Source organism: Janthinobacterium sp. AD80, assembly GCF_002878455.1.
In the GTDB taxonomy this organism is placed as follows: Bacteria; Pseudomonadota; Gammaproteobacteria; order Burkholderiales; family Burkholderiaceae_D; genus Janthinobacterium.
Genome location: NZ_NRDQ01000088.1, coordinates 15,545 through 38,627, shown reverse-complemented (window position 1 = coordinate 38,627; position 23,083 = coordinate 15,545). Strand labels below are relative to the sequence as shown.

Genomic DNA, 23,083 nt, shown 5'->3' with positions numbered 1-23,083 from the left:
CGCCGTGATCAGCGAACCCGATTGCGCCGCCGCCTCGATCACCAGCACGCCGCGCCCCGGCGTGTGTGCCGTAGGTCGGATTAGCGCGCAAGCGCGTAATCCGACATCACCAGCGGCCAACATTGTTGCCGGATTACGCAAGTAGCGCAGGCTTAAATGCCCGGCCAGCCAGGAAAGTGGCGTGCGCCGAAGCAGGCCGTAGGTCGGATCAGCGCGCAGCGCGTAATCCGACATCGACACCAGCCAGCACAGTTGTCGGATTATGCATGCCTGCGCGCGCCAATCCGACCAACGCGGTGGCGCAATGGCGCGGGCAAAGACCGCGCCGGCCGCAGGGTTTTCCGGGCGATTGCGGGGCTGTCGTCCCCGGCTGGGCGCCAAATATGCTAAGTTGCGTCTGCGCTTCTTTTGCCTCTTTCCGCCGACACCATCCTGGACGCCCATGCCACCCGATATCCTTATCCTCGCCCCCAGCCCCTCGGCTGCCGTCAACGCGCAGCTGGAAGAACGTTACACCTGCCACCATGCCTGGCAAGTCGCGCCGGAAGAGCGCCATGCCTGGCTGGATACTCTGGCGCCGCGCATCCGTGGCGTCGTCACGACGGGAGCACTGGGCTTGAACGCCACCGACATGGCCCTGCTGCCGGCGCTGGAAATCATCGCCGTCAATGGCGTGGGCCTCGATGGCGTGGCGCTGGACGTGGCGCGCCAGCGCGGCATCGCCGTCACCACCACGCCGAACGTGCTGACGGATGACGTGGCCGACACGGCGCTGGGCCTGCTGCTGGCCAGCGCCCGCCACATTGCCGCGCTCGACCGCTTCGTGCGCGATGGCGGCTGGGAACGCCGCGAGGCCATCGCTCCCGCATCCAGCCTGCGCGGCAAGACGGCCGGCATCTTCGGCTTCGGGCAGATCGGGCAAGCCATCGCGCATCGCCTGGCCGCTTTCGGCATCCACGTGCGCTATTTCCAGCCCCGCGCCATCGCCGGCACCGAGGTGCCGCGCGCGGAATCGCTGCTGGCCCTGGCGCAGGAAAGCGACTATCTGATCGTCTGCGCGCCGGGCACGCCCGCCACGCGCAAGATCGTCGACCGCAGCATACTCGACGCCCTGGGCCCGCAAGGCACGCTGATCAATATCGCCCGTGGCGCGCTGATCGACGAGGACGCCATGATCGCCGCCTTGCAGGATGGCCACCTGGGCGCGGCCGGACTCGACGTCTTTGCCGATGAACCGCACGTGCCCGCCGCCTTGCGCGCCATGTCCAATGTGGTGCTGACACCGCACGTAGGCAGCCTGACGGTGGAAACGCGCCACGCGATGGGGCAGCTGGTGGTGGACAACCTGGCGGCGCATTTTGCCGGGCAGCCTTTGCTGACGCCGGTGAAACAATAGTCTCCGCGGGACCAGCGTGCCGGGTGCCGGCAAATTGCGCTAGCATCCCGCACATATTATTTCTAGACGATGTATTAGCGAAAGGAGCGGCGATGCATACCTTGCTGGTGATGGGCGCGGGCTTCGCGTTGCTGGGGCTATGCCTGCTGGTGGGCTGGCGCAAGGGCGCGATGGCGCACGCGGCCCTGGCATTCCTTCCCTTGTGGCTATTGGGCGCAGGCATCAACCTGGCCGTGGGCGTGCTGGCGGCCGGCTATTCCGTAGCCGAAGAACTACCGATTTTTGCAGTAATTTTTGCCGTGCCAGCCACGCTGGCCGGTTTTTTGTGGTCGCGTTTACAACGCACCTGAGCCGTCCGCCCAGTGGCAGCAGCGCCAGTACGGCCAGGATTGAATTGATGAAAGAGTAACTATGGAATTAAGAAAATCGCTGTTGCGCACGCGCGGCGGGCAGGACAGCGGCAAGGTGGGCATGATCGAGCTGTTCTTCGACCTGGTGTTCGTGTTTGCCGTCACGCAGCTGTCGCACGGCTTGCTGGCGCACCTGAGCGCCATGGGCTGGCTGCAGACGGGTTTGCTGCTGATGGCCGTCTGGTGGGTATGGATCTTTACCTCGTGGATCACCAACTGGCTCGATCCTGAACGCATCCCCGTGCGCATCAGCCTGTTTGCGCTGATGCTGGGCGGCTTGATCATGTCGGCCTCGATTCCCGAAGCCTTCGGCACGCGCGGCCTGGCGTTCGCCGGCGCCTATGTCGCCATGCAAGTGGGCCGGCCCCTGTTTGCCTGGTGGGCCGTGCGCCATGAAACCCTGTCGCGCCGCCGCAATTTCCAGCGCATCGCCCTGTGGGCCGCGTTTTCCGGCATCTTCTGGATCGCCGGCGGCCTGGCCGATCCGTCACAGCGCATCTTCTGGTGGGCAGCGGCCCTGCTGATCGACCTGGCGGGACCATGGATGCAGTTCGGCATGCCTGGCCTGGGCCGTTCCTCGACGGCTGACTGGGATGTCGATGGCGGCCACATGTCGGAACGCTGCGCGCTGTTCGTCATCATCGCCCTGGGCGAATCGCTGCTGGTGACGGGCGCCACCTTCGCGGGCCTGGAATGGACGGCGGCCAACTGGCTCGGTTTCCTGTCGGCGCTGGTTGGCAGCATCGCCATGTGGTGGATCTATTTTGATACGGGCGCCGAGGCGGGCCACCACCGCATCGCCCACTCGAAAGACCCGGGCCGCATCGCGCGCAAGGCCTACACCTATATCCACGTGCTGATCGTCGGCGGCGTGATCGTCAGCGCCGTGGCCGATGAACTGGCCCTCGTGCATCCGGACGAGGCCAGCTATGCCGGCATCTGCGCCTTGCTGGGCGGTCCGATCTTGTATCTGCTGGGCAATGCCATGTTCAAATGGGTCAGCAGCGACCGCGCCGCGCCGCCGCTGTCGCACTTGCTGGGCATTTTGATCATCCTGGCGCTGATCCCGATGGCATTTGGCCGCCTGTATTCGCCGTTGACCCTGGCCTGCATCACCAGCTGCGTGCTGGTCCTGGTGGCCGTGTGGGAACACATGGCCTTGCGCCGTCCGCCGCCGGAAATCGATCCCTGACCTTCGCCAGGCCCTGGCCAGCCCCTATCTGGACGGCGCAATGCCGTCCGGATCGCTGCGCGCGTCGAGCGTCAGCTGCAGGAAGGCCAGGTCCAGCCAGCCGCCGAACTTGGTGCCCACCTGGGGCATCAGTCCCACTTCCACGAATCCCAGCTTTTTGTGCAGCGCGATCGAGCCGGCATTGCGCGCCTCGATGCCCGCCACCATGACGTGCTTGCCGATGCCGCGCGCGCGCGCGATCAATTCCACCATCAGGGCCTGGCCGATGCCGGCGCCGCGGCTGTCGTGGCGCACGTACACGGAATGCTCGACCGTGTGGCGGAAGCCCTCGAAGGCGCGCCAGTCGCCAAACGAGGCATAGCCGGCCACGCTGCCTGCCGCATCGATGGCCACCAGCACCGGGTAGCCGGCGCGCTGGCGCTCCGCCAGCCAGGCGGCGCGGTTGGCCGCGTCGACCGTGCGCTCGTTCCAGATGGCCAGGGTGTTGCTGACGGCATCGTTGTAGATGGCCAGTATGGCGTCGATGTCGCCCGCATGGGCATCGCGTACTTGCATGTTGATCTCCTCGCCGGGCGTCTACTATAATGGACAAATCATAGAGTGGCGCTCCCGACTTGTCCAATAAAATTTCTTGCATACGCTGACCCCATGTCCATTAAAGCAGACGAATTGAACCAGCGCATCGGCGCCAGGGTGCGCCTCGAGCGGGACCGCCTGGGCTGGTCGCTGACCGAGCTGGCGGCCCGTTCCGGCGTCTCGCGCGCCATGGTGCACAAGGTCGAGCGCGGCGATTGCAGCCCCACGGCCACCTTGCTGGCGCGCCTGTCCGGCGCCTTTGGCCTGAGCATGTCGGCCCTGATCGCCCGCGCGGAAGTGCGCGCCGGGCGCCTGCTGCGCCAGGCCGACCAGCCCGTCTGGATCGACCCGCAGAGCGGCTACGTGCGGCGCCATGTGTCGCCCGCCTCGGACATGCCGCTCGAACTCGTGCATGTGGAACTGCCGCCCGGCGCCGTGGTCGCGATGCCGGCCGCCGCCTACGTAGCGCGGCGCCAGCTGATATGGGCGCTGGCCGGCACCCTGGTGTTCCTGGAAGGCGACATTCGCCACGTGCTGGAAGCGGGCGATTGCCTGGAGCTGGGCCCGCCTGCGGACTGCGTCTTCCGCAACGAAACAGCCACCCCGTGCACCTATGCCGTCGCCGTGCTCAAGCAGGGCTGAGCAGGCAAGCGCTTAATTTACCATTCCCGTTGCCACCGCCGTGGACGCCACCGCAAGTGCTGCCGCGCGCAGCTGGGCAATGAAAGCGCGCGCGGCGGGGGCCTGTTCGTGGCGGCGGTACGCGGCCGCGATTTCCGAGTTGATCAGCGGTCCCGCCAGTTCGCGGAAGCACACGCCGGGCAATTGCACGCTGGCCATCACGGAATGCGGCACGATGGCGCAGCCCACGCCCAGCGACACTTCCGTCAGCACGGCCAGCAGGCTGCCCGGGCGCGACACCACCTGCGCCGCGAAGCCGCCGCGGCGGCCCGCTTCCAGGGTGCCCAGTTCCTGTTCCGGCACGATGAAGGCCTGCTGCGCCAGTGCGGCCGGCGCGATGATGGCGTCTTGCGCCAGGGGGCTGGCAACTTGCACGGCCAGCACGAAGCGATCGCGCAGCAGGACCACGCTGTCCAGTCCGTCCGGCAAGCGCAGGGGCGGGCGCACAAACGCCAGGTCCAGGCGCCCCTGGTCCAGCAGTTCCGGCAAGGTTTCCATCGCATATTCGCGCGCGCTGATGTGGATGCCCGGGTGGCTGGCGCGAAAGCGGGCAAACTGGTCTTGCAGCACGCCGGCATACGCAGCCGAGGCAACATAGCCGATTTCCAGCCGTCCCAGCTCGCCGCGCCCGGCACGCCGCGCCACTTCCTGCGCCTGTTCCAGCTGCGCCAGCGCGCGCGCCGCTTCCACCACGAACAGTTCGCCGGCCGCCGTCAGGGCCACGGCGCGCTTGCTGCGCTGAAACAGCCGCGTGCCCAGCAGGTGTTCCGTTTCCTGCACCTGCTTGGTCAGCGCCGGCGGCGAAATGCCCAGCTCGGCAGCAGCCCGCGCGAAATGCAGGGTCTGCGCGACGGCCAGCACGCAGCGGAAATGCCGCAATTCCATGTCTTTGTCTGTATTCACCATGGGTAAATTATAAGTCGCCTGTCTTATAACAAGAAATAATACCGGCATGCTTACAATTGGCGCATGAAAACGAACAACTGGACCCTCTACACTTGCTCGGGCGTGTGCGCCCTGATCATGCTCGATACCAACGTCGTGGCCGTCTCCTTGCCCTCGATCGCCCGCAGCCTGAACGCCAGCTTCGTCGACGTGGAATGGGTGGTCAGCGCCTACATGCTGGCGTTCGCCTCGTTCCTGCTGCCGGCCGGGAGCATCGCCGACCGCCTGGGGCGGCGCAGGGTCATGCTGTTTGGCCTGGCCGTGTTCGCGCTGGCGTCGCTGCTGTGCGGCCTGGCGTGGACGCCGTTCGTGCTCAACGTGGCGCGCGCCACCAAGGGCCTCGGTGCGGCCTTGCTGCTGACCTCGGCGCTGGCCGTCATCGGCCATACTTTCCATGCGGAAAAGGAGAGGGCGCACGCGTGGTCCGTCTGGGGTGCGGCCATGGGCGTGGCCATGACGGTGGCGCCGCTGCTGGGCGGCCTGATCACGAGCGCCATCAACTGGCGCTGGATTTTCTATTTGAACCTGCCTGTTGTCGCTGTGTTGATGTGGCTGGTGCGCAAGCACGTGGACGAGTCGAAGGATGCGTCCAACGCCAGCGTCGACCCGCTGGGCGCGGCGCTGTTTTCCGCCGGCCTGTTCTGCATCATCTGGGGCCTGATCGACGCCAGCGTGGCGGGCTGGTCCAGCCGCGCCACTGGTCTGCGCTTCCTGGCCGGCGCCGCGCTGCTGGCCGTGTTCATCGTCGTCGAACGGCGGCAGCGCGCGCCCATGGTCGATCTGTCGCTGTTTGGCCGCCGCGTGTTTGTCGGCGCCGTGCTGGGCATGTTCGGCTATGCCATCGCCGCGCAGGTGATGATGACGTTCCTGCCGCTGTACTTGCAGAACGCCTTCGGCTTTTCCGCCGTCCTGGCCGGCTGCGCCATGCTGCCGTTTGCCGTGGCCATGGTGGTGCTGTCGCGCCTGGCACCGCGCGCCATGCGCCGGCTGGACGACCGCGGCATCCTGGTGACGGGCTTGTTGATTGTTGCCGTGGGCAATGTGGCGACCGCCCTGGCCGCCGCCAGCCTGCAGTATGGCTGGGTGGCGGCGGGCATGATCGTCACGGGGGCCGGAGCGGGATTGCTGAACGGCACGACGCAAAAAGCCATCCTGGCCTGCATTCCCCGCGAACGCACGGGCATGGGCTCGGGCATCAGCACCACCACGCGCTTCGTCGGCATCGTGCTGGCCGTGGGCGGCCTGGGCGCCGTGCTGGCCATGCGCACGGCCGCCGCGTTCGAGCAGCTGGCCTGGCTGCACGGCTTGACGGCCTCGCCCCAGATGATCGGCCGCATCGTGGCCGGCAATGCGGGCGAAGCGTTCGGCCAGTTGCCGCCAACCATGCAGGCGGTGGCGCAGGAAGCGGCGCGCCACGCCTTTGTCGACGGCTTTGCCAGCGTGCTGTACCTGGCCGGCGCGCTCGCGGCCATCTCGGCGGCGCTGGTCTTCGTGCTGGCCAGGCCGCTCGAAAAAGTGTAACTGTTCAGCAAGATCCACGTGCGCCGGCTGTACTTGTAATATGATGCCATCGAGCAATACATAGCATTCATATAACAGCGATTTATCGGAGGGGCGCCATGCGCAGAAAACGCATTATTGTTACCAGCGTGCTGGTGGCCGTCATCGGCGTGGCCGCTCCCCTGAGCCTGGCCTTTTATCTGTCGTCCGTGCGCGCCGAACAGGGCGAGCAGGAACGTTTGCGCTTGCTGGCCGGCTACGCGCTGGAACGCGCGCACCGCTCGATCGCCTCGGCCAGCGCCGCCTTGCGCAGCGCAGACGCGCTGCAACTGGCGCCATGTTCGGAAGCGCATATCCAGCAGTTGCGCCGCATCACCATCACCACGCGCAGCATCGATGATATCGGCTATGTCGAGAATGGCTTGCTCAAGTGCACGTCCACCGGCATCGAGGAAACGCACATCGCCGTCACGCCCGCCGATTTCACCCTGGGCAATGGCATGGGCCTCGATTTCAACCTGCGCCCCGTCGTCAGCGGCGGCAAGCGCATGGTCGGGCTGACGTACCGCGCGCACAAGGTGCTGATCGATCCCGTGCGCTTTTCCGACGTCATCGTCGACAACGATATCCAGATGGCCATGGCCATCGGCAAGCGCGGCGTGCTTGACACCTTGCACCATCCCGATCCGGAGCAGGTACAAGCCTTGCTGGCCGGCTTGCCGGCGGCGCATGGCGCGGCGCCGGACGACAGCATCCACGCGATGCTGTACCGCGATGGCCTGACGGCCGTGATGATCGAACCGCGCAGCAAGCTGAACGCCAGGCTGCGCCGCGAACAGCTATTACTATTACCCATGGGCCTCCTGATGGCCGCCTTTATCGTCGGCATCGTTGTCTGGCTGTCGCGCCGCCGCCTGTCGCTGATGGGCGAATTGCGCATCGCCGTCGAGCGGCGCGAATTCTTTGTGCATTATCAGCCCATCATCGCCCTCGACACAGGCGCCTGCGTGGGCGCCGAGGCGCTGATCCGCTGGCGCCGTCCCGACGGCAGCATGATCCGCCCCGACCTGTTCATTCCCGTCGCCGAGGAAGGCGAGCTGATCCTGCCGATCACGGACCAGGTCATCGACTGCGTCATCACCGACATGCGCGCCGCGCTGGTGGCCGACCGCCAATTGCACATCGCCATCAACCTGTGCGCCAGCGATATCGAGACGGGCAGGGTGCTCGACGTGCTTGAGCGGGCGCTGGACGGCACGCACATCGAAGCGCAGCAGATCTGGCTGGAAGCGACGGAACGGGGTTTCATCAACGTCGAGGCGGCCCGCGCCACCATCGAAAAGGCCAGGGCGCGCGGCCACGCGGTGGCCATCGACGATTTCGGCACCGGCTATTCCAGCCTGTCGAGCTTGCAAAACCTGCCGCTCGACGCCCTGAAGATCGACAAATCGTTCGTCGACACCATCGGCACGGACGCGGCCACCAGCAGCGTCACGCCGCACATCATCGCCATGGCCCGCAGCCTGAACATGCTGATCGTCGCCGAAGGCATCGAAACGCAGCAGCAAGCCGACTATTTGCTGGAACGCAAGGTCGAATTTGGCCAAGGCTGGCTGTACGCGAAAGCCCTGCCGGCGGACGAATTTCTCGCGTTTTACCAGCCGCGCCGCGTCAGGCCGGCCGCCTGAGCACCCATTCCAACCGCTGATTTCCCCATGCGCACACCTCCAAACTTTCCCTACCCGCTGCAGCCGCTGCGCGTGCCTGGCGGCTGGCACATCACCGTCAACACCCTGTTCGAGGTCGAGCCAGGGCCGGACAGCATGCAATGGTTCAGCAGCGCGCTGCTGCTGTGGGGCTATTGCCGCGACAGCGGCTACTGCTTCAATTCTCATTTCGAGCCGGAAGACGATCCGGACGGCGAGTTCGTGCTGGAGATGGCGAAAGCCGAATACGACCGCCACGGCAAGGCCGTCAAGGGCAGTGAGGTATTCCTGGGCGAATTCCGCACGCGCGGCAAGGCGCAGTTCGTGGCCAGGGTCGAGCAATTCATGCGCGACCCCGGCCGCTGAGCGCCACGGCTACTCTGGCCGCCGGCGTCGCAACACCACGTTCTCGCCGCCTTGGCTGAGCACGGCGCCATCGATCTTTCCCGTGGCATCGCGCGTAAAGGCCAGTTCCGCTTCGATGGCGCGGAAGAAGAACAGGTCTTTCGCGCTGGCAAACACGCGCGCCGCGCCGACACCGGTGCCCGCCGCTTCCAGTCCATCCTTGCCCAGGGTCAGCGTCAAGGTGAAATTCTTGTCCAGGGGATATTCGCCCACGTACTCGGCCAGCGCCGCGCGCGGCATTTCCATGGCCACCGGCGGCTTTTTCAGCGCTGGCAAGGGCGTGCCGGGAAACAGCGCGGACACGCCCAGCGCATCGACATCGCGCGCCGTATTCGTCAGCACCACCACGCCGCGCTTGCCATCGGTGGTAAACGCAGCATAGCTGGCGTAGCCGCCCGTCTGGCCGCTGTGCCAGGCGTAACCCTGGCCTTGCCGCTGCTCCAGCAGCCAGGCCAGGCCGATCTTGGTCTCGCTGCCGGGGGCCAGCGGCCGCTGCGGCACGATGGCCAGCGCGTACGGGCGCAAGGGCTTGAACATATACGCCTGCAGGTAGGCGACCATGTCGCGCGCGCTCGAATACACGCCGCCGGCCGGCGCCACCACATTCAAATCCCAGGCGGGCGTCGGTTCGCCCGACAGCAGGTGGCCCGGCGCCAGGCGCGCCAGCATGCCGTGCGTGGGTTGGTTCGAGGTCGAGCGCATGCCCAGCGGCGCGGCGATGCGCGACTGCAGCAGCGCTTCATAGCTGCCGCCCGCCTGGCGGGCCAGGGCCGTTCCCAGCACGGCGTAGCCGATATTCGAATAGTCAAAGGCCGTGCCGGGCGCGTGCGGCAAGCGGTAGCCGGCGAGAAACTGCCGCTGCCGCTCTTCCGTGTAGTCCGCATACGGGTTGGCCGGATTGGCCGGCGCGAAATTATCGGGCAGGCGCGGCAGCGAGGAGGTGTGCGTCGCCAGGTCGAGCACGCTGATCTGCCGCCCGTCAAAGGCGGGGATGGCATAGCCGGGCAAGAGCTGCGCCACCGGCGTGTCCAGGGTGGCCTTGCCTTGCGCCACGGCGTCGGCCAGCAGCAAGCCCGTCATGGTCTTGGTGATGGAGCCGATCTGGTAGACGGTATCGGTGCCCGGCTTGCCTGCTTTGCCAGGCTGGGCGCTGCCGAAACCGAAGACGGCGCTGTCCTTGCCGTCGATCACGGCGATGACGATGCCGGCATGCATGCCCAGGCGCGTCAGTTCTTCGGCGCGCTGGCGCACGGCGTCATCGAGCACGGGTGCGGCCAGGGCGGCGGAGCCGAGCAGGCAGAAGGGGAGGAGGGAGAAAGCAGGTGTCATGGGAACCTTTCCAGTGTGGGCCAAATGCGCGCCAGCGCCTGGATAAGGTGGCTGGCACGCCTTGCGAGCATACGGCGCCAACATGAAGGCTCCCTGAGTTTTATGCCACTTTTATCTGTTTGCTAAGGTTTTCGCTTGCCCGGCACGGCCTGGCCGTTCTGGTGCAGGACGACGCCGCTGATGGCGCCCTCGGCGTCTCGCTGGAACACCAGTTGCGCCTCGACCACCTTGTAGAAGAAAGTGTCCTTCGCGCTGGCGTACACGGGCGCTTCGCCCTGGCCCGTGGCGCCCACCAGCAAGCCTTCCGGTCCCTGGCGCACGCTGAGGATGAAGGTGGGCGCCAGCGCGTACTGGCCCGCATACTGCGCCAGCTCAGACGCGGCGATAGCGATTTCCTTTGGCGCCGCGCCCGCCTTGGCCAGCGGCGGCAGGCTGCCGGGCACCAGCACGCCGACGCCCAGTCCATCGACCTCGCGCGCGGTACTGCTGAGTATCACCACGCCGCGCTTGCCGTCGAGCGTATAGCCGGCAAAGCTGGCGTAGCCGCCCGTCTGCCCGTTGTGCCAGGCAAATGGCTGGCCCTTGACCTGGTCGAGTATCCACGCCAGGCCTGCCTTCCGCACGCCATCGCCGTCGCCTTCGCCAGCCAGAACCTTGCGCGGCTGCACGGCCAGCTGCTGCGCCTGGCCGGTGCCGCGCATGTATGACTGCATGTAGGCAACCATGTCGCGTGCGCTCGAGCGCACGGCGCCGGCGCCGGCGATAGCCTGGAAATCCCAGTTCGACGCCGGCTTGCCATCGGCCAGGTGGCCGGGCGCCAGGCGGGCGCGCAGGGCGGGCGTTGTCAGCGCCGAGCTGCTGGCCATGCCGAGCGGGCGGAAGATGCGCGCCTGCAGCAGCTCCTCGTATGACAGTTGCGATTGCTCCGCCAACGACGTGCCCAGCAAGCCGTAGCCCAAATTCGAGTATTCGTACGACGCGCCGGGCGCGCGCGCCAGCGCATGGCCCGCCAGAAAGGCGCGCAGCAGCGCCGTGGAATAGTCGGCGTAGGGATTGTTCGGCTGCGCCGGCGCCAGGTTGGCGGGCAGGCGCGGCAAGCCGGAAAAATGCGTGGCCAGCTGGCCCAGCGTGATGTTCTGCCCGCCGAAGGATGGGATGGCGTAGGCGGGCAGCAGCTCGGCGACCGGCTGCTCCAGCCGGGCCTTGCCGGCCACGACGGCATCGGCCAGCAGCAAACCCGTCATGGTCTTGGTGACGGAGCCGATTTCATACACGGTGTCGGCATCGGGCACGCCCTTGTCGCCAGGCCGCGCGCGGCCGAAGCCGTACACGGCACTGTCCTTGCCCTCGATCACGGCGATGACCAGGCTGGCATGCTTGCCGTCGCGCACCAGTGTTTCAGCCCGTTCACGGATGGCCGCATCGAGCGCGGGCGCGGCCATGGCACCGGCGGTGGAGAGGGACAGAATGGGCAGCAGCAAGGAGGGCAGGCGTGGCAGCATGATCGGTTCCGTCAGCTTGGTTGTTAATCAAGGGAAAGCATAGCATCTTCACAGGCCGGGTGGCTGTTTTGGCAAGGTGATTGGCCTGCTATCGCCGCGGCCCCATCCAGCCAGCGCGCCAGCTGCATGCGCATCTCTTCCGCAATGGCCAGCAGCAATTCGCCGCGTCGGCGCGCATCGGCGCGCTTTTTCGATGGCACCCCGGCCAGGTCGGGCAGGCGGTAGGCCGCGCAGGGCAAGTGATAATTGCCGTCGCGCATGCGCAAGGCGTGCAATTCCTGCCATGCCAGGTCGTAGTCGGCGGCGATATGCCGGCGCCGGCGGGCATTCAGGGCGATGCGGTTGTCGTTGCTGACCAAAAATACGTTGTTGCAGGCAAAGAAATCGCCGAAATCGCGCAGCGCCGTCACCATCAGGTTTTTCGGCCGGCAGCCGTGCAGCGCCCGCGTGGCGGCCTTGACGGCCAGCGCCCCGGCCTCCGAGCGCAAGCCTTGCAGCGCGCCCAGCTGCAGCGAGACACCGTCGGCGCGTGGGGTAAACAGGAAACTGGCCAGGTACAGGGGCTGGCCATCGCGCGTCAGGCGCAGGCACAGCTCGCCCTCGCGGTGGCTGTCGTGGATGGCCGTCAGCTGCAAGCGGTACGTTGCAGCATCCTTGCCGGCGAAACTGGCTAGCACCACAGGCTGCTGTGCCGCCCGTTCCACGAGCGGACGGGCACCGGCCTGCCACAGGAAACGGTAATGTCCCTCGATCAGCGCGCGGCGCGCCGCACAGCCCAGCTGGCGCGAAGCGTAGGGACGGTAAATCTTGAAGCGCAGGCAAGGGTGCAGCTGCGCCAGCGCACACAGGCCCGGCATGCTGTCGAGGAAAGCTTGCCAGCGTGTGCGCTGGCGGGGGAAGAACAGGGCGCCCAGGGCCGCTTTCAGGCGGTGTCCGCCAGCGGCTGGCCGCAGCAGGAATGGATGGCTTTGCCGGAGAATGTCGTTCATGTTGGTACCTGTCGATGGCAGGCGCTGCACAATGAGCGCCTTGCCAGGTTCCCATGCTATCGGGGATGGGTGAATTTCATATGAAGGAGACAAGGCAGACCGGCCACGGCCATGCAGTGCGCATATTCAAATGACAATCTTTCCCAAATGAAGTAAAGTAGCGCGGCGCCGTGCGCCTTTCATTCACTTGTCGTCTTCATACATCGTCTCTCCCTATGCCATTGCTTAAAATAGTTGCCCTGTTACTTGTGCTGGTTTTTGGCTACCTGCGCCATCGCATTGACGCCAGGCACCGCGAGCGCATGACAATGGCGGGAGGCAGTGAATGGGCTTATTATTCCCGCCGCAGCAAGGAAGGTTGCCGCGATGGCAGGTTCATGATGCGCTCCACCTGGCTGGGTCTTGCCGTGATCGCCGCATCCGGCGCCTATGTGGCAAGCCTGTTTCTTGCGACAGCCGCCCCTAGCGCCGCAGCGCTGGGCGCCACCGGCAACCCGCTCATCGCTCCTCTGGCTGCGCCACGGTTGACGGCTATCTCCGCCATGCAGGAACGCCAGGCGGCCGCGACACAAACATCTACGACCGTTGACGTCTGCCGCGATGGCACGCCAGCCGGCTGCACCGCCGCCTCGCAAACGGCGTCGGCATCGGCCACAGCACGGCCCGCCACTTGAGACACTATCTTTACATCTGGCACGACCCGGCCGAACAGATGATCGTCGCGTCCGGGATTGAGTTCCGCGATTTCCTGCCTGCCTTGCTGGACGCGGGTGGCGTGCTGCTGCTCAAGGGCGACGCCAGGGTGGCCCAAACGGGCATGCTGCACGTGCCGCGGCAGCAATTGCCCACGCTGGCGAGCGAGGATATCGCCGCCTGGGGCAGCCATGCCTGGGCCGATTATGCCGATGATGCCGCCGCCGCCTTGCCGCCGCCGGACGATGCCAGGCTGGCCGAGGCGCGCTATTTCGCCCGTCACGGCACACCGCAACACCAGCCCCGTATCGCCGTGCTGCGCAACCGTTTTATTGCCTACGCCCATGATGATGGCTGGTATCTGAAACTGTTTTACAGCGCATGGAGCGACGTCGCGGACTTTCTCGCCGCCGCCGTTCCGGCAGCGATTGGCGCGCTGGAGGTGACCTCCTTGCAGCGCGGCGATGCGGGCTGCTGGCTGCAGGGCGGCGTGGCGCACGCCGAAGTCAAAACGCACGACATCGACAGCGTGCTGAACCGCCGGCTGTAGGCTGATGACCTTATTCAACCCCGCGCATGCCTGTGCTGCCGGCATTGGCGCATCCGCCTTGCGCGCCGCTTCGGCAAGGGCGCCCGCATGACCGTCTGCGTCGTGCGGCCATACCTGTCGGCAGATAGCGCCGCCTGCGTGGCCATCCTGGCGCTGGCCGGACGGGACGCGTTCAGCGGCGTCGCCGACCACGCCGCTTTCCTGGCCGCCACGCAGGGCGAAGACATCTTCGTTGCCGAGCGCGACGGCGTCCTTGCCGGCTTTGCCGCCGTGTACACGGGCGCCACCCCCGAATATTTCCTGCATCACCTGTATGTGCACCCGGCCCACAGCCGCAAGGGCATCGGCGCGCAACTGCTCGCTGCCGTGGTGGCGCGCTACGGCCCGCGCCTGAGCCTGAAGACGCAACTGCGCAACGATGGCGCCCGGCGCTTTTATGCGCGCGCGGGGTGGGTGGAAGATGACACGGATTGCGGCGTGGATGCCGTTGGCGCGTGGATACGCGTGCGCTGCCAGGCGCCGCAGGATTAAGCACGGCGGGATTGATGCAGGGTTGCTGCAAGCTTCAGCGATGTACACTGCAGGAAAATACCTGAGCTGCCAGGAAGAGCTCGCCCTATGCATCGTCGCTGGCTGTTTCGCCCGCGACGCCGCGTCGCCCGCCGTGCGCAGGCAGACGGTGACACTAAGCGCTTGACCGAGAACCGCGTCCCTCATGGGCCTGGCCTTGCGCGGCGCACACAGGATTTATGCCGCCAAACAAAGGTCGGGTGCGGGCATTGCCATCAAATAAGCGGGTATGGCGAAGCGGACAAGGCGCGCACCGGGTGTGGCGACCACGTCCTTCTCTGTACGCTTGCGCCTGCCAGCGGGGCGACACACCGCCACCAGCGCGCTTCCCATGCGCACAGCATGCCTGGGGCAATGCCACAGTGAAGCTTTGCGCGCGGCCGGCCGTTTGCGCCCGCGCCGTGGCAATGGCCGCGTCCAGCACGGCATGACGCGCATGCGTGCCACGCGGACGGCTGTCCAGCGCGACCTTGCCGGCATGAAAATCCAGCGGCCACTGCTGGCAAATCAGCCCTTGCCCGCTTGCCAGGGGCAGCAGCGACTCGTCGACTGGCGTCAGGCTGAAATGCGCCGCCTGGTCTTCGCCGTCGTCCGACGTGCGTCATCCGTCACCGCGCGGGAAAAATGATGGGGCTGGCCCTGGTGCAGGGTGATGCCCGTGCGCGGCCCGTCATGCATTGCCCCTACCGTCAGCACGGCTCAAAGATCGCGTTGCTCCTTCGATTCGATGAGCAGCGCCAGCCTGGCTGCCATGCCGGCGTTCTCGCGCAGCAGGCCGTCGCGCTCCAGCGCCAGGCTGTCGGCTTTCTGCCGGGAAGCTTGCATATTCTCTCCCAGCATGTCGAGCTGCCGGTCTTGCGCGGCCAGCGCCACCTTGGCGTCGTTGAGCGCCTGCAAGGCCGTATCGAGCTTGGCCAGCAGGGCGTCGGCGGAAGCCGCCGCCTGCAGATATTGAAACTCGAACTGGTCGCGCTCGGGGCGCACGCTTGCCAGCGCCTCGCGGTCGGCAGCCGCTTCCGTGGACAGGCGGGCCTGGTCCGCCTGCAGCTGCGCCAGGCGCATGTCTTGCTGCACCAGTGTCGCCTGCTGGCCTTGCAGGCGCTGCTGCAGTTGCGCGTTATCCTGTTCCAGCCGGCTGATCCGTTGCTGCGCCTGGACGCGCTCCTCGCTGCGCTGGGCGGCGGAGGCTTCCTGGTAATGATCGAACTGCGAGCGCACTTGCGCCAGCTGGCGGTTCAGGGCGGCGATTTCCTCGCCCCGGTCGGCCAGGCGCTGCGTCAGGCCCGCATTGTCGCTGTGCAGGGTGGCCAGGGTGACGGCGCGGAAATGGTGCTCTTCCTTCAGTTGCGACAGCGCATGCTGCGTGGCGCGCAGCTCCTGGGTGAGGGCGGCGCGCACCTCCGTCAGTTTCAGGCGCTCGGTTTCCGTCTTTTTCAGCTTTTCCGTGGCCGCATCGAGTTCGGCGCGGTTCTGCTGCATGCCCGCTTCCAGCTGCTGCGCCACGTCGCGCTGCTGCTTGTCATACACGCCGCGCATCGCTTCCATCAGTTCGGCCGGCAGGCCCGCTTCCGTTTTCACGGCGCCCGCGCCCTGGAATTCTTCCTTCCAGCGTTTCAGCAGGGGCGCGATGGTGCTCTTGCTGCCCGTGCTGCCCAGTGCTGCGCGCACGCTGTCCACCGTGGGATTGCGCCCATCGGCAGCGACGATTTGGGCTGCTTTCATAACATCAGAGTACAGAATGCCGGTGCGGGCCATAAAACCACCTATGAGCGAAATTTAGTAACGTATTACATGATACGTAATATGGAATAATATTACGATATAAATTTTAAGTATTTTTTTAAAAATTAAGCCTCGATAAGATCGCTTATCGCGTGTTATGAAGCGGTTTTGCGTGGTATTCTGCGTACCTCCCAGTACAAATGCGTGATGTCGCTGCCGCCATGCCCGATTTGCCCGTCCCGAAACGCCGTGCCGCCGTGCCGAAAAACGCGCTCGCCACCCCGACCCCATTACACGGCGCCATGGTCGATGCGCAGCTGGCCGCGCGCCACCAGGCGTTTCTGGCCGCCGCCACCTCGGATAACACGCGCCGCACCTACCGTTCCGCCATCCGCCACTTCCAGGCGTGGGGCGGGGCGCTGCCAGCTGACGAGTCCAGCGTCATCCGCTACCTGCTGGCATATGCGGACAGCCTGAACGCGCGCACCCTGGCCCTGCGCCTGACGGCGCTGTCGCAATGGCATGTGTACCAGGCATTTGCCGACCCGGCGTCGACGCCCACCGTGCGCAAGACCCTGGCCGGCATTGCCCGCCTGCACGGCAAGCCGAAAAAGAAGGCCAAGGCCCTGCCGCTGGAAGACCTGGAAGTCATCGTCGCGCAATTGCACGCTGTGGGCAGCCTCAAGGCCCTGCGTGACAGCGCCTTGCTGCAGCTGGGCTTTTTTGGCGGTTTCCGGCGCAGCGAACTGGCGGGATTAAGGCTGGAAGACGTGGCCTGGGAGCCGCAGGGCATGGTGATTACCTTGCCCCGCTCGAAAACGGATCAGCTGGGCGAGGGCATCGTCAAGGCGATTCCGTTCGGCGACGGCATCTGCTGTCCGGCCACCGCCTTGCGCGCGTGGCTGGCGGCGGCGCAGATTGCCTCCGGGCCGCTCTTGCGCACGGTGAATCAATGGGGTCACGTGAGCGCCAAAGCGCTGCATGCGAGCAGCATCAACACCATCCTGGCAAGCTGCGCCAGACTGGCGGGCCTCGATTACGTGCCGGACCTGTCCAGCCACAGCCTGCGCCGCGGCATGGCCACCAGCGCGCACCGCGCCGGCGCCGATTTCCAGGCCATCAAGCGCCAGGGCGGCTGGCGCCACGACGGCACCGTGCATGGCTATATAGAAGAGGCGGGACGGTTTGAAGAAAATGCGGCGGGCAGCTTGTTGAAGGCAAAGAGCAAGCCGCTGAGGTGAGGTGAGGTGAGAGGGCCGACAACAACTTGCTGACATCATTGCAGCAGCGAACGGGACGGCCAACCTGATGCTTGTGACGTTGTGTTGTACGTCCGTTATCGCCCCGAAGCGGACCTAATCAGAACTGGAACCGACCAATAAGACGTCTTTGTCGTTTCCAAGAAAAAGGTAGGCGAAATCCCAGAACACCGGGTAGTGGGGATGCCCTCTCACGAATTCAAATGACTTGATTCCAGACCCAGTTTGACTGAACTGCACGACACTATGGCAAATGCTTTCAAGCAGCCGCGAAAAATCAGCCGTCCTGAGAGTACTCGGACCGGGGCCTGCGCCATCATCGCCAACATAGCCCAGGCTTTGACGCAGAGTTTCAACTACCTCAGACATGCTCGCGTCCCGGATTCCATCGAGCACGGCATCATCGCCAATCAACCTAGTGACGATACTGCTGATCTCCCCCGCACTTTCTTTCAGGCCCGAATACAAGCTGAGAGATACTGAATAGTTAATGCCATCGGAATCCAATAGGTCAGCCATCTCGGTCAGCATTTTTTGAGTCAGCATTTAATCATCCTTGTTTTTATGCTCAAGAACCCTGGCTTGACCGTCCGCTTCTGGCCAATAGCGGTCGACTAGAATGGCTAAGTGTGTAGCATTATTGCTCTTTTAAAAGGCAAAAGACAGGAAATTGATATCTCGAGGCGTTCCCGGACAGCGGTTTGATGGAATGAATGCGCTCCTTGGGCGGGGTGCCAAAGTGCGCCGCCAGCCGGACCCGGCAGCAATTGAGGATCAGCAAGCGCAGCAGGGCCGGCGAGCGGTTCATCGATTTCACGGGGATGGCCGCAACGCCGTGTTCGCGCACCCAGGTTTCCTGCCGTTCCGGCAAGCGTTGCGCCATGCCAGCTTGCCAGTGCGCGGGCAGCACGCCGCCCGGCAGCCAGACAAGGAACCACCCTCGGCGGCACAGCCGGCTTGCAGCCCACGGGCTGGCCCTCCGCGTCCGCGATGCTGCCGCTGCGTATCATGCGGCCGCTTGTTCCCGCTCGGCCGGGCGGATGATCATGCAGGTTGCCGTCGCGTGCGCATAGATTTTGCCGGCCTCGTCGCGGATGGTGCCTTCGGAAATGACCAGGTTGCGTCCTGCATTGATGACTTTGCCTTCCGCATACACCGTTACGTTGAAGGGCAGGGGGCGGCACATTTTGATGTTCAGGTCGGTCGTGCCATAGCTGACACCGGCCGGCAAGACCGTGTGCGTGGCGCAGCCAGTGACCGTGTCGAGCACGGTGGCGGCAAAACCGCCATGCACGCCACCCATGGGATTGGTGTGGCTTTCGTTCGCCGTCGCCGTGAAAATGACGCGGCCGTGTTCTACCGTGTGCGCATCCATGGGCATGGTCTTGGAAATGCCGGGGCGGGGAAACAGGCCTTGGGCGAATGCTTGCATCAGTTGCAAGCCGGTCATGTCGTTCGGGTGCATGGGAAACTCCAGTGGGGTGGGGGAAATGGCAATGCTTGACCCTGCAGCAATGACCGGGGCGGAAGGGGACGCCGGGTCCCTCAGTCTGCGACCCCGGCTTTTGCCTGCGGGTTGACTTGATCTTGCGTAAAACGAAGGCGTGAAGCATGCAGCAGAAAGCGGGCGACGATGGCCAGCTCCTCCTCGCTGAAGCCTGCTTTCAATTGGGCATTCAGGCTGTCGAGCAGGGGCAGGGCGGCGGCCAGCACGTCGGCGCCTTCCGGCGACAGGTGCAAGGTGCCGGCCCGCGCATCGCGCGCCGACTGGCCACGCACAATGAGGCCGTTTTCTTCCATGCGCGCCACCAGGCCCGTCACGGCGGAGTTTTTCAGCTGCAGCAGCCGCCCCATATCCTTCAGCTGGCAGCCTTCTTCGCCTTTCAGGGCAAACAGGGCCACCACTTGCGTGCCCGAGTAGCCCAGTTCACTGGTAAACACGGCGTCGGCCGAGCGGAACAGATTCTGGCGCGCCAGGCTGAGCAGATTGAACAGCCGCGGCGAACGCTCGCGCAGCGGGCAGGGGGCAATGTCGGCGGCTTCGCTGCTGGCGGATGGGGTAGGGATATTGGTACGCATGCGAAGTATACTACTACGTATGCGTAATAAATCAAGGCGTGCTGGCAATTTGCGGGTGACGGGACTGGAAGCGTTGCCAGGAGCCGGGCCGGGCGTGGCTGTGCACCCCGGTCTGCGCAGGGGCGCACTCAAGTAGCCGGGTTCGCCGCCATGAATCTGGCCGACGCTATAATCCAGGCCCGGACAGCGGCAGCAACCATCAGATAAAAGGTCAGCGGCAATGCATCATGCAGCATCAAAGCACATTATCGTCATCGGCGCCGGCATCGTCGGCGCGTCGCTGGCCTACCACCTGGCCAGCAAGGGAGCGCGCGTCACAGTGATCGAGGCGCACGGCATCGCTTCCGGCGTGACGGCCACCTCGTTCGCCTGGATTAACACCTCGCATGCCGGATCCGACCCCATCGCGCCATTGCGCGCCGGCGCCATCGCGGCGTATCGCCAGCTCGAAACGCAAGTGCCGGGACTGGCGGTGCGCTGGACGGGCGCCTTGTCGTATGGCACGCAGGATGGACGCGTGTCACCGTCGTGCGTATTGCTGGACAAGGCGAAGATTGCGGCACTGGAGCCGCAGCTGCGCCATCCGCCGGAGCAGGCCTTGTACGAGCCGGAGCAGGGCGCCCTGGATGCGGTGGCGGCAACGCATGCCTTGCTGGATGCGGCGCGGCACCATGGCGCGACCATCCGCACGCACACGCCGGTGCTCGCTTTCAGCGTAAGGGGCACAACAGTGACAGGCGTGGAAACGCCGAATGGCGCCATCGATGCCGACCTCGTCGTGCTGGCAGCCGGCACGGGCACGGCGGCGCTGGCGCAGAAACTGGGCGTGCACCTGCCCATCGCCGCTTCACCCGCCATCTTCATGCGCTATCAGGCGCCGCCCGGACTGGTGCGCGGCATCATTTCCAGCCATGCGATGGAAGTGCGGCAAGCCGACGATGGCACCCTGCTGGCGGCGGAAGACTATATGGACGACGCGCCGGACAACCAGCCCGCCGCCATGGCGCAGCGCACTGCTGGCGCCATCCACGGCGAGCTTGAAGGCGTGGATTTTCTGGCGCCGGAACTGGCTTGTGTCGGCCTGCGGCCCATGCCGGTAGATGGCGTGCCGGTCGTCGGCTATCTGCCGCAAGTGGACGGCGTGTACGTGTGCGCCATGCATCCGGGCGTGGTGCTGGCGGCGATTGTCGGGCAATTGGCCAGCGCGGAAATCATCGGTGGCGAACCAGCTTCGGCGTTGAGCGCCTGCCGCCCCGCGCGGTTCCAGGCCTAGAATTCCTGTATCTTCGTCGACTTATGGCACGGGCACCACGAACACGGGCAGGATGAACGGCACTTGCTCCTGCTCATCCTCTTCCTCGGGGGGCGCCTGCATGACGTGCGCGTTGTGCCAGTCGCCGTTCACCACGCGCTCGGCGATCAGGGCCAGATCCTGCGTTTCGCGCAGTTCGCAGCGAAACGGCAGCCGGCCATGCGCGCGCGACACCAGGCTGAAGCGCAACTGGCGGCATTGCGCATCGTGCCAGCAATAGAACAGCATCTCCTCGCCTTGAAGCGCGATGCTGCGGGCCGCGATCAGCTGGCCGATAAATACCGCCAGATCCTCGGCAGTGATCTGCGGCGTTTCCTCTTCCGTGGGCGAAAAGCGCCACATATTGCTGATCGCTTCGTGATTGATGTCGGTGGGATCGATTTCCACGGCATCGTCTTGCGCCATGGCGAACCAGTTATTCAGGACTGTTGAGTGAATCATGTCAATCTTTCTCTCTTTACGCAGGGGCGCAAGGTGTGACGGTATTGTTTGTCGGCGCAAGTCCTCTCTCAAGGCAGGGGCAAGCCGCGCCAGTGCTATCCGGCAGGCCACGGCCGGCCATGCAGGAAAGCGATAAAAAGGTCGGTAACGGCGCTGTGGGTGAACCATTCATCTGACCGCAGGGCGATGTCGTCGCCGCCGAAAGCCAGTTTGCTGCCATCCGCATATGCCGCCACCGGCAAGCTGCACATAATTGCCTAACTCATTGGTCAGGGATGCATAAGAATGGGGGCCATGACTACATAGCCTGCCTGATCTGTTTTTCGCTCGGGTCCGGGAGCGGTGCTTTGCTCTCGATATCCAGTCGCACGGGGATCCTTACACATGTGGGTTTTGCTTCAATACTGGTGATGACTCCCCAAAAGCAATGCCATACTTTTGACCCTGGCCATCATAAATATCCAGAATGCCATTTTCAACGCGTGACCAGGTGCCGCCATGGTGAAAGAATGAGAGCAATGGCTCATACGGATTTGCATGTTCGCGCGTCGATACATGCCGGTTCCAGGCCAGATAAGCACGTGCAATCTGAGGCCTTCGCTCTGGCGGGCAGGCGAGAAGAATGGCCATCGCCCGCCCTGGCATTTCCAGTTCTCCCGCGATTCTTGTCCAGCCGAGCACAGGCGACCAGCTTGACGGCAGGCAACCGTGGAATTGTTTCCATCGCGCTAACGCTTCAGCGAAGAAGGCGTGCAGCGCATCGAGAGACAACATGGGGCCGGTCGACACCATCGTGAGCAGCCATTTTTCTTCATTCTTGCTGAGCATTGTCTTGATTTCCAGAACCAAAGTCCGATTATAGAGCGGCACTGCGATCGGGCGCCATCCTGCTGATACCGGCCGGACGATTCACCCCCTCGGCCCATCGAGCAGCAACTCCGCCAGCCTGTTCGTCAGCCACAAACTCGTTTCGCTGAGCTTTTTCCCATGCAGCGACAAGCGCCGCACGGGCAGGCGCGACAGGGCCAGGGCAGGGCAGGGCACTTCCTGCAGATAGCCCTTGTAGTTGTCGTAGTTGGCGATGTTCAGGGGCAGAATGGCCCAGCCCAGCTCGTCCGCGACCATTTCCGCGATGCTGTAAAAACTGTCGGAGAACCAGACGGCGGGGCTGAACGCGTGTTCGCGGTTCAGCTCGGAATCCATGATCAGCTGGCGGTAGCGCGTCAGTTCGTTGCGGGTGACTTCCTGCCCGTGCGCCATCGGGTGGCCTTTGGCGACGAACACGCCTTGCGCCACGCTGCCGATGTGCTGCTGTTCCAGCACGGGGGAAATCGGGCCACGGTCGAAGTGAAACGCCACGTCCGCCTGCTGCTGTTCCACGTATTGCGCCACTTCCGACGCCGTGGCGTTGAGCATTACCAGTTCCAGCGCCGGGTAGCGCGCCGCCAGTTCTTTTACCAGGGTGCCGATGGCCAGGTAGGGCAGGGCTTCGTCCAGGGCCAGGGTCAGCTGGGCTTCCGGCGCGGCGCTCAGCAGCTGCGCGCGCAGCTGCAGGCGCTCGGCCTGGCGCAGCAGTTCGCACGCTTCCAGGTGCATCACCTTGCCCGCTTCCGTCAGCACGGCGCTGCGGCGGGAACGGTCGAACAGTTCCACGCCAAATTCCGCTTCCAGCAAGCCGATCGAGGTGCTGACCACCGATTGCGCGCGGCCCAACCGGCGCGCCGCGCCCGAGAAAGAACCGGCCGCGACGGCCGCCTCAAAGTAGCGCATTTGTTCCAAAGTCCATTGCATGGCATCCACCTATCTGTTTTACAGATGGATTTTAA

The 23,083-nt window shown here is 64.9% G+C and carries 27 protein-coding genes; 13 read left to right on the top strand and 14 right to left on the bottom strand.

Annotated features, from left to right (window positions below; genetic code table 11):
• A partial coding sequence (locus tag JaAD80_RS31240; protein ID WP_219726841.1) for a hypothetical protein occupies window positions 1-444 on the bottom strand: 444 nt, incomplete at its 3' end.
• On the opposite strand from JaAD80_RS31240, the gene JaAD80_RS17705 reads away from it, so the two are divergent.
• The 3 genes from JaAD80_RS17705 (at window position 443) to JaAD80_RS17695 (ending at window position 2,998) form a co-directional block, all read left to right on the top strand.
• A complete protein-coding gene (locus tag JaAD80_RS17705) occupies window positions 443-1,396 on the top strand; it encodes a 2-hydroxyacid dehydrogenase (protein ID WP_102295930.1) in 954 nt (317 codons plus the stop codon). The two genes, JaAD80_RS31240 and JaAD80_RS17705, sit on opposite strands and share 2 nt — an antisense overlap.
• 92 nt (window positions 1,397-1,488) lie before the next feature.
• Complete coding sequence (locus tag JaAD80_RS17700; RefSeq protein ID WP_102295928.1) at window positions 1,489-1,746, top strand: hypothetical protein; 258 nt, start codon at window positions 1,489-1,491, stop codon at window positions 1,744-1,746.
• A 61-nt stretch (window positions 1,747-1,807) separates the two neighbouring features.
• Entirely contained in the window at window positions 1,808-2,998 is a 1,191-nt protein-coding gene (locus JaAD80_RS17695) for a low temperature requirement protein A (protein ID WP_102295927.1), read from the top strand.
• Between the two features lie 24 nt (window positions 2,999-3,022).
• Here JaAD80_RS17695 and JaAD80_RS17690 read toward each other — a convergent pair whose 3' ends face one another.
• Window positions 3,023-3,553 (bottom strand): GNAT family N-acetyltransferase, encoded by a 531-nt coding sequence (locus JaAD80_RS17690; RefSeq protein ID WP_102295925.1) that lies wholly within the window; start codon window positions 3,551-3,553, stop codon window positions 3,023-3,025.
• A 93-nt stretch (window positions 3,554-3,646) separates the two neighbouring features.
• On the opposite strand from JaAD80_RS17690, the gene JaAD80_RS17685 reads away from it, so the two are divergent.
• Entirely contained in the window at window positions 3,647-4,216 is a 570-nt protein-coding gene (locus JaAD80_RS17685) for an XRE family transcriptional regulator (RefSeq protein ID WP_102295924.1), read from the top strand.
• 12 nt (window positions 4,217-4,228) lie between these two features.
• On the opposite strand, the gene JaAD80_RS17680 is transcribed toward JaAD80_RS17685, so the two are convergent.
• The gene (locus JaAD80_RS17680; protein ID WP_102295936.1) at window positions 4,229-5,140 is read right to left on the bottom strand and encodes a LysR substrate-binding domain-containing protein; all 912 of its coding nucleotides are present in this window, start codon (window positions 5,138-5,140) and stop codon (window positions 4,229-4,231) included.
• Window positions 5,141-5,224: 84 nt separating this feature from the next.
• On the opposite strand from JaAD80_RS17680, the gene JaAD80_RS17675 reads away from it, so the two are divergent.
• The 3 genes from JaAD80_RS17675 (at window position 5,225) to JaAD80_RS17665 (ending at window position 8,772) form a co-directional block, all read left to right on the top strand.
• Window positions 5,225-6,721, top strand: coding sequence for an MFS transporter (locus tag JaAD80_RS17675; RefSeq protein WP_102295922.1), 1,497 nt, complete (start codon window positions 5,225-5,227; stop codon window positions 6,719-6,721).
• A gap of 98 nt (window positions 6,722-6,819) precedes the next feature.
• The gene (locus JaAD80_RS17670; protein ID WP_102295921.1) at window positions 6,820-8,388 is read left to right on the top strand and encodes an EAL domain-containing protein; all 1,569 of its coding nucleotides are present in this window, start codon (window positions 6,820-6,822) and stop codon (window positions 8,386-8,388) included.
• A gap of 27 nt (window positions 8,389-8,415) precedes the next feature.
• Window positions 8,416-8,772 carry a hypothetical protein gene (locus JaAD80_RS17665; RefSeq protein WP_102295919.1) on the top strand — a complete coding sequence of 119 codons (357 nt, stop codon included), beginning with the start codon at window positions 8,416-8,418 and terminating at the stop codon, window positions 8,770-8,772.
• A 9-nt stretch (window positions 8,773-8,781) separates the two neighbouring features.
• On the opposite strand, the gene JaAD80_RS17660 is transcribed toward JaAD80_RS17665, so the two are convergent.
• The 3 genes from JaAD80_RS17660 to JaAD80_RS17650 all read right to left on the bottom strand — a co-directional run bounded on the left by JaAD80_RS17660 (window position 8,782) and on the right by JaAD80_RS17650 (window position 12,631).
• The gene (locus JaAD80_RS17660) at window positions 8,782-10,140 is read right to left on the bottom strand and encodes a serine hydrolase (RefSeq protein WP_180979463.1); all 1,359 of its coding nucleotides are present in this window, start codon (window positions 10,138-10,140) and stop codon (window positions 8,782-8,784) included.
• A gap of 122 nt (window positions 10,141-10,262) precedes the next feature.
• The gene (locus JaAD80_RS17655; protein WP_102295916.1) at window positions 10,263-11,642 is read right to left on the bottom strand and encodes a serine hydrolase; all 1,380 of its coding nucleotides are present in this window, start codon (window positions 11,640-11,642) and stop codon (window positions 10,263-10,265) included.
• Between the two features lie 23 nt (window positions 11,643-11,665).
• Window positions 11,666-12,631, bottom strand: coding sequence for a DUF535 family protein (locus JaAD80_RS17650; protein WP_102295914.1), 966 nt, complete (start codon window positions 12,629-12,631; stop codon window positions 11,666-11,668).
• Window positions 12,632-13,008: 377 nt separating this feature from the next.
• On the opposite strand from JaAD80_RS17650, the gene JaAD80_RS30750 reads away from it, so the two are divergent.
• From JaAD80_RS30750 to JaAD80_RS17635, 4 genes are all read left to right on the top strand, one after another.
• Window positions 13,009-13,305 carry a hypothetical protein gene (locus JaAD80_RS30750; protein ID WP_180979462.1) on the top strand — a complete coding sequence of 99 codons (297 nt, stop codon included), beginning with the start codon at window positions 13,009-13,011 and terminating at the stop codon, window positions 13,303-13,305.
• Window positions 13,302-13,874: a hypothetical protein gene (locus tag JaAD80_RS17645; RefSeq protein WP_180979461.1), complete on the top strand. Its 573-nt coding sequence runs from the start codon at window positions 13,302-13,304 to the stop codon at window positions 13,872-13,874. The genes JaAD80_RS30750 and JaAD80_RS17645 overlap by 4 nt, the downstream gene beginning before the upstream one ends.
• A gap of 87 nt (window positions 13,875-13,961) precedes the next feature.
• Window positions 13,962-14,405, top strand: a complete 444-nt coding sequence (locus tag JaAD80_RS17640) for a GNAT family N-acetyltransferase (protein ID WP_102295911.1) — start codon at window positions 13,962-13,964, stop codon at window positions 14,403-14,405.
• Between the two features lie 466 nt (window positions 14,406-14,871).
• Window positions 14,872-15,072, top strand: a complete 201-nt coding sequence (locus tag JaAD80_RS17635; RefSeq protein ID WP_146012417.1) for a hypothetical protein — start codon at window positions 14,872-14,874, stop codon at window positions 15,070-15,072.
• Window positions 15,073-15,143: 71 nt separating this feature from the next.
• Here JaAD80_RS17635 and JaAD80_RS17630 read toward each other — a convergent pair whose 3' ends face one another.
• Window positions 15,144-16,166, bottom strand: a complete 1,023-nt coding sequence (locus tag JaAD80_RS17630; protein WP_258003056.1) for a DNA-binding protein — start codon at window positions 16,164-16,166, stop codon at window positions 15,144-15,146.
• 200 nt (window positions 16,167-16,366) lie between these two features.
• Here JaAD80_RS17630 and JaAD80_RS17625 point away from each other — a divergent pair, with 200 nt between their 5' ends.
• Window positions 16,367-17,407, top strand: coding sequence for a site-specific integrase (locus JaAD80_RS17625; protein ID WP_258003055.1), 1,041 nt, complete (start codon window positions 16,367-16,369; stop codon window positions 17,405-17,407).
• A 114-nt stretch (window positions 17,408-17,521) separates the two neighbouring features.
• Here JaAD80_RS17625 and JaAD80_RS17620 read toward each other — a convergent pair whose 3' ends face one another.
• The 4 genes from JaAD80_RS17620 to JaAD80_RS17605 form a co-directional block, all read right to left on the bottom strand.
• A complete protein-coding gene (locus JaAD80_RS17620; RefSeq protein ID WP_102295907.1) occupies window positions 17,522-17,971 on the bottom strand; it encodes a hypothetical protein in 450 nt (149 codons plus the stop codon).
• A 91-nt stretch (window positions 17,972-18,062) separates the two neighbouring features.
• Window positions 18,063-18,308, bottom strand: coding sequence for a hypothetical protein (locus tag JaAD80_RS17615; RefSeq protein WP_102295905.1), 246 nt, complete (start codon window positions 18,306-18,308; stop codon window positions 18,063-18,065).
• A gap of 123 nt (window positions 18,309-18,431) precedes the next feature.
• Complete coding sequence (locus tag JaAD80_RS17610) at window positions 18,432-18,890, bottom strand: PaaI family thioesterase (protein ID WP_102295904.1); 459 nt, start codon at window positions 18,888-18,890, stop codon at window positions 18,432-18,434.
• A gap of 80 nt (window positions 18,891-18,970) precedes the next feature.
• Window positions 18,971-19,504 carry a MarR family winged helix-turn-helix transcriptional regulator gene (locus tag JaAD80_RS17605; RefSeq protein WP_102295902.1) on the bottom strand — a complete coding sequence of 178 codons (534 nt, stop codon included), beginning with the start codon at window positions 19,502-19,504 and terminating at the stop codon, window positions 18,971-18,973.
• Between the two features lie 220 nt (window positions 19,505-19,724).
• On the opposite strand from JaAD80_RS17605, the gene JaAD80_RS17600 reads away from it, so the two are divergent.
• Window positions 19,725-20,777 (top strand): FAD-binding oxidoreductase, encoded by a 1,053-nt coding sequence (locus tag JaAD80_RS17600; RefSeq protein ID WP_102295901.1) that lies wholly within the window; start codon window positions 19,725-19,727, stop codon window positions 20,775-20,777.
• A gap of 21 nt (window positions 20,778-20,798) precedes the next feature.
• Here the strand turns inward: JaAD80_RS17600 and JaAD80_RS17595 are convergent, their stop codons facing one another.
• The 3 genes from JaAD80_RS17595 to JaAD80_RS17585 all read right to left on the bottom strand — a co-directional run bounded on the left by JaAD80_RS17595 (window position 20,799) and on the right by JaAD80_RS17585 (window position 23,048).
• Window positions 20,799-21,257: a hypothetical protein gene (locus JaAD80_RS17595; protein WP_146012416.1), complete on the bottom strand. Its 459-nt coding sequence runs from the start codon at window positions 21,255-21,257 to the stop codon at window positions 20,799-20,801.
• A 378-nt stretch (window positions 21,258-21,635) separates the two neighbouring features.
• Window positions 21,636-22,127 (bottom strand): hypothetical protein, encoded by a 492-nt coding sequence (locus JaAD80_RS30380; protein WP_180979460.1) that lies wholly within the window; start codon window positions 22,125-22,127, stop codon window positions 21,636-21,638.
• Between the two features lie 39 nt (window positions 22,128-22,166).
• On the bottom strand, window positions 22,167-23,048 hold the full coding sequence (locus tag JaAD80_RS17585) for a LysR family transcriptional regulator (RefSeq protein WP_180979459.1): 882 nt from the start codon (window positions 23,046-23,048) through the stop codon (window positions 22,167-22,169).
• Window positions 23,049-23,083 lie beyond the last annotated feature (35 nt).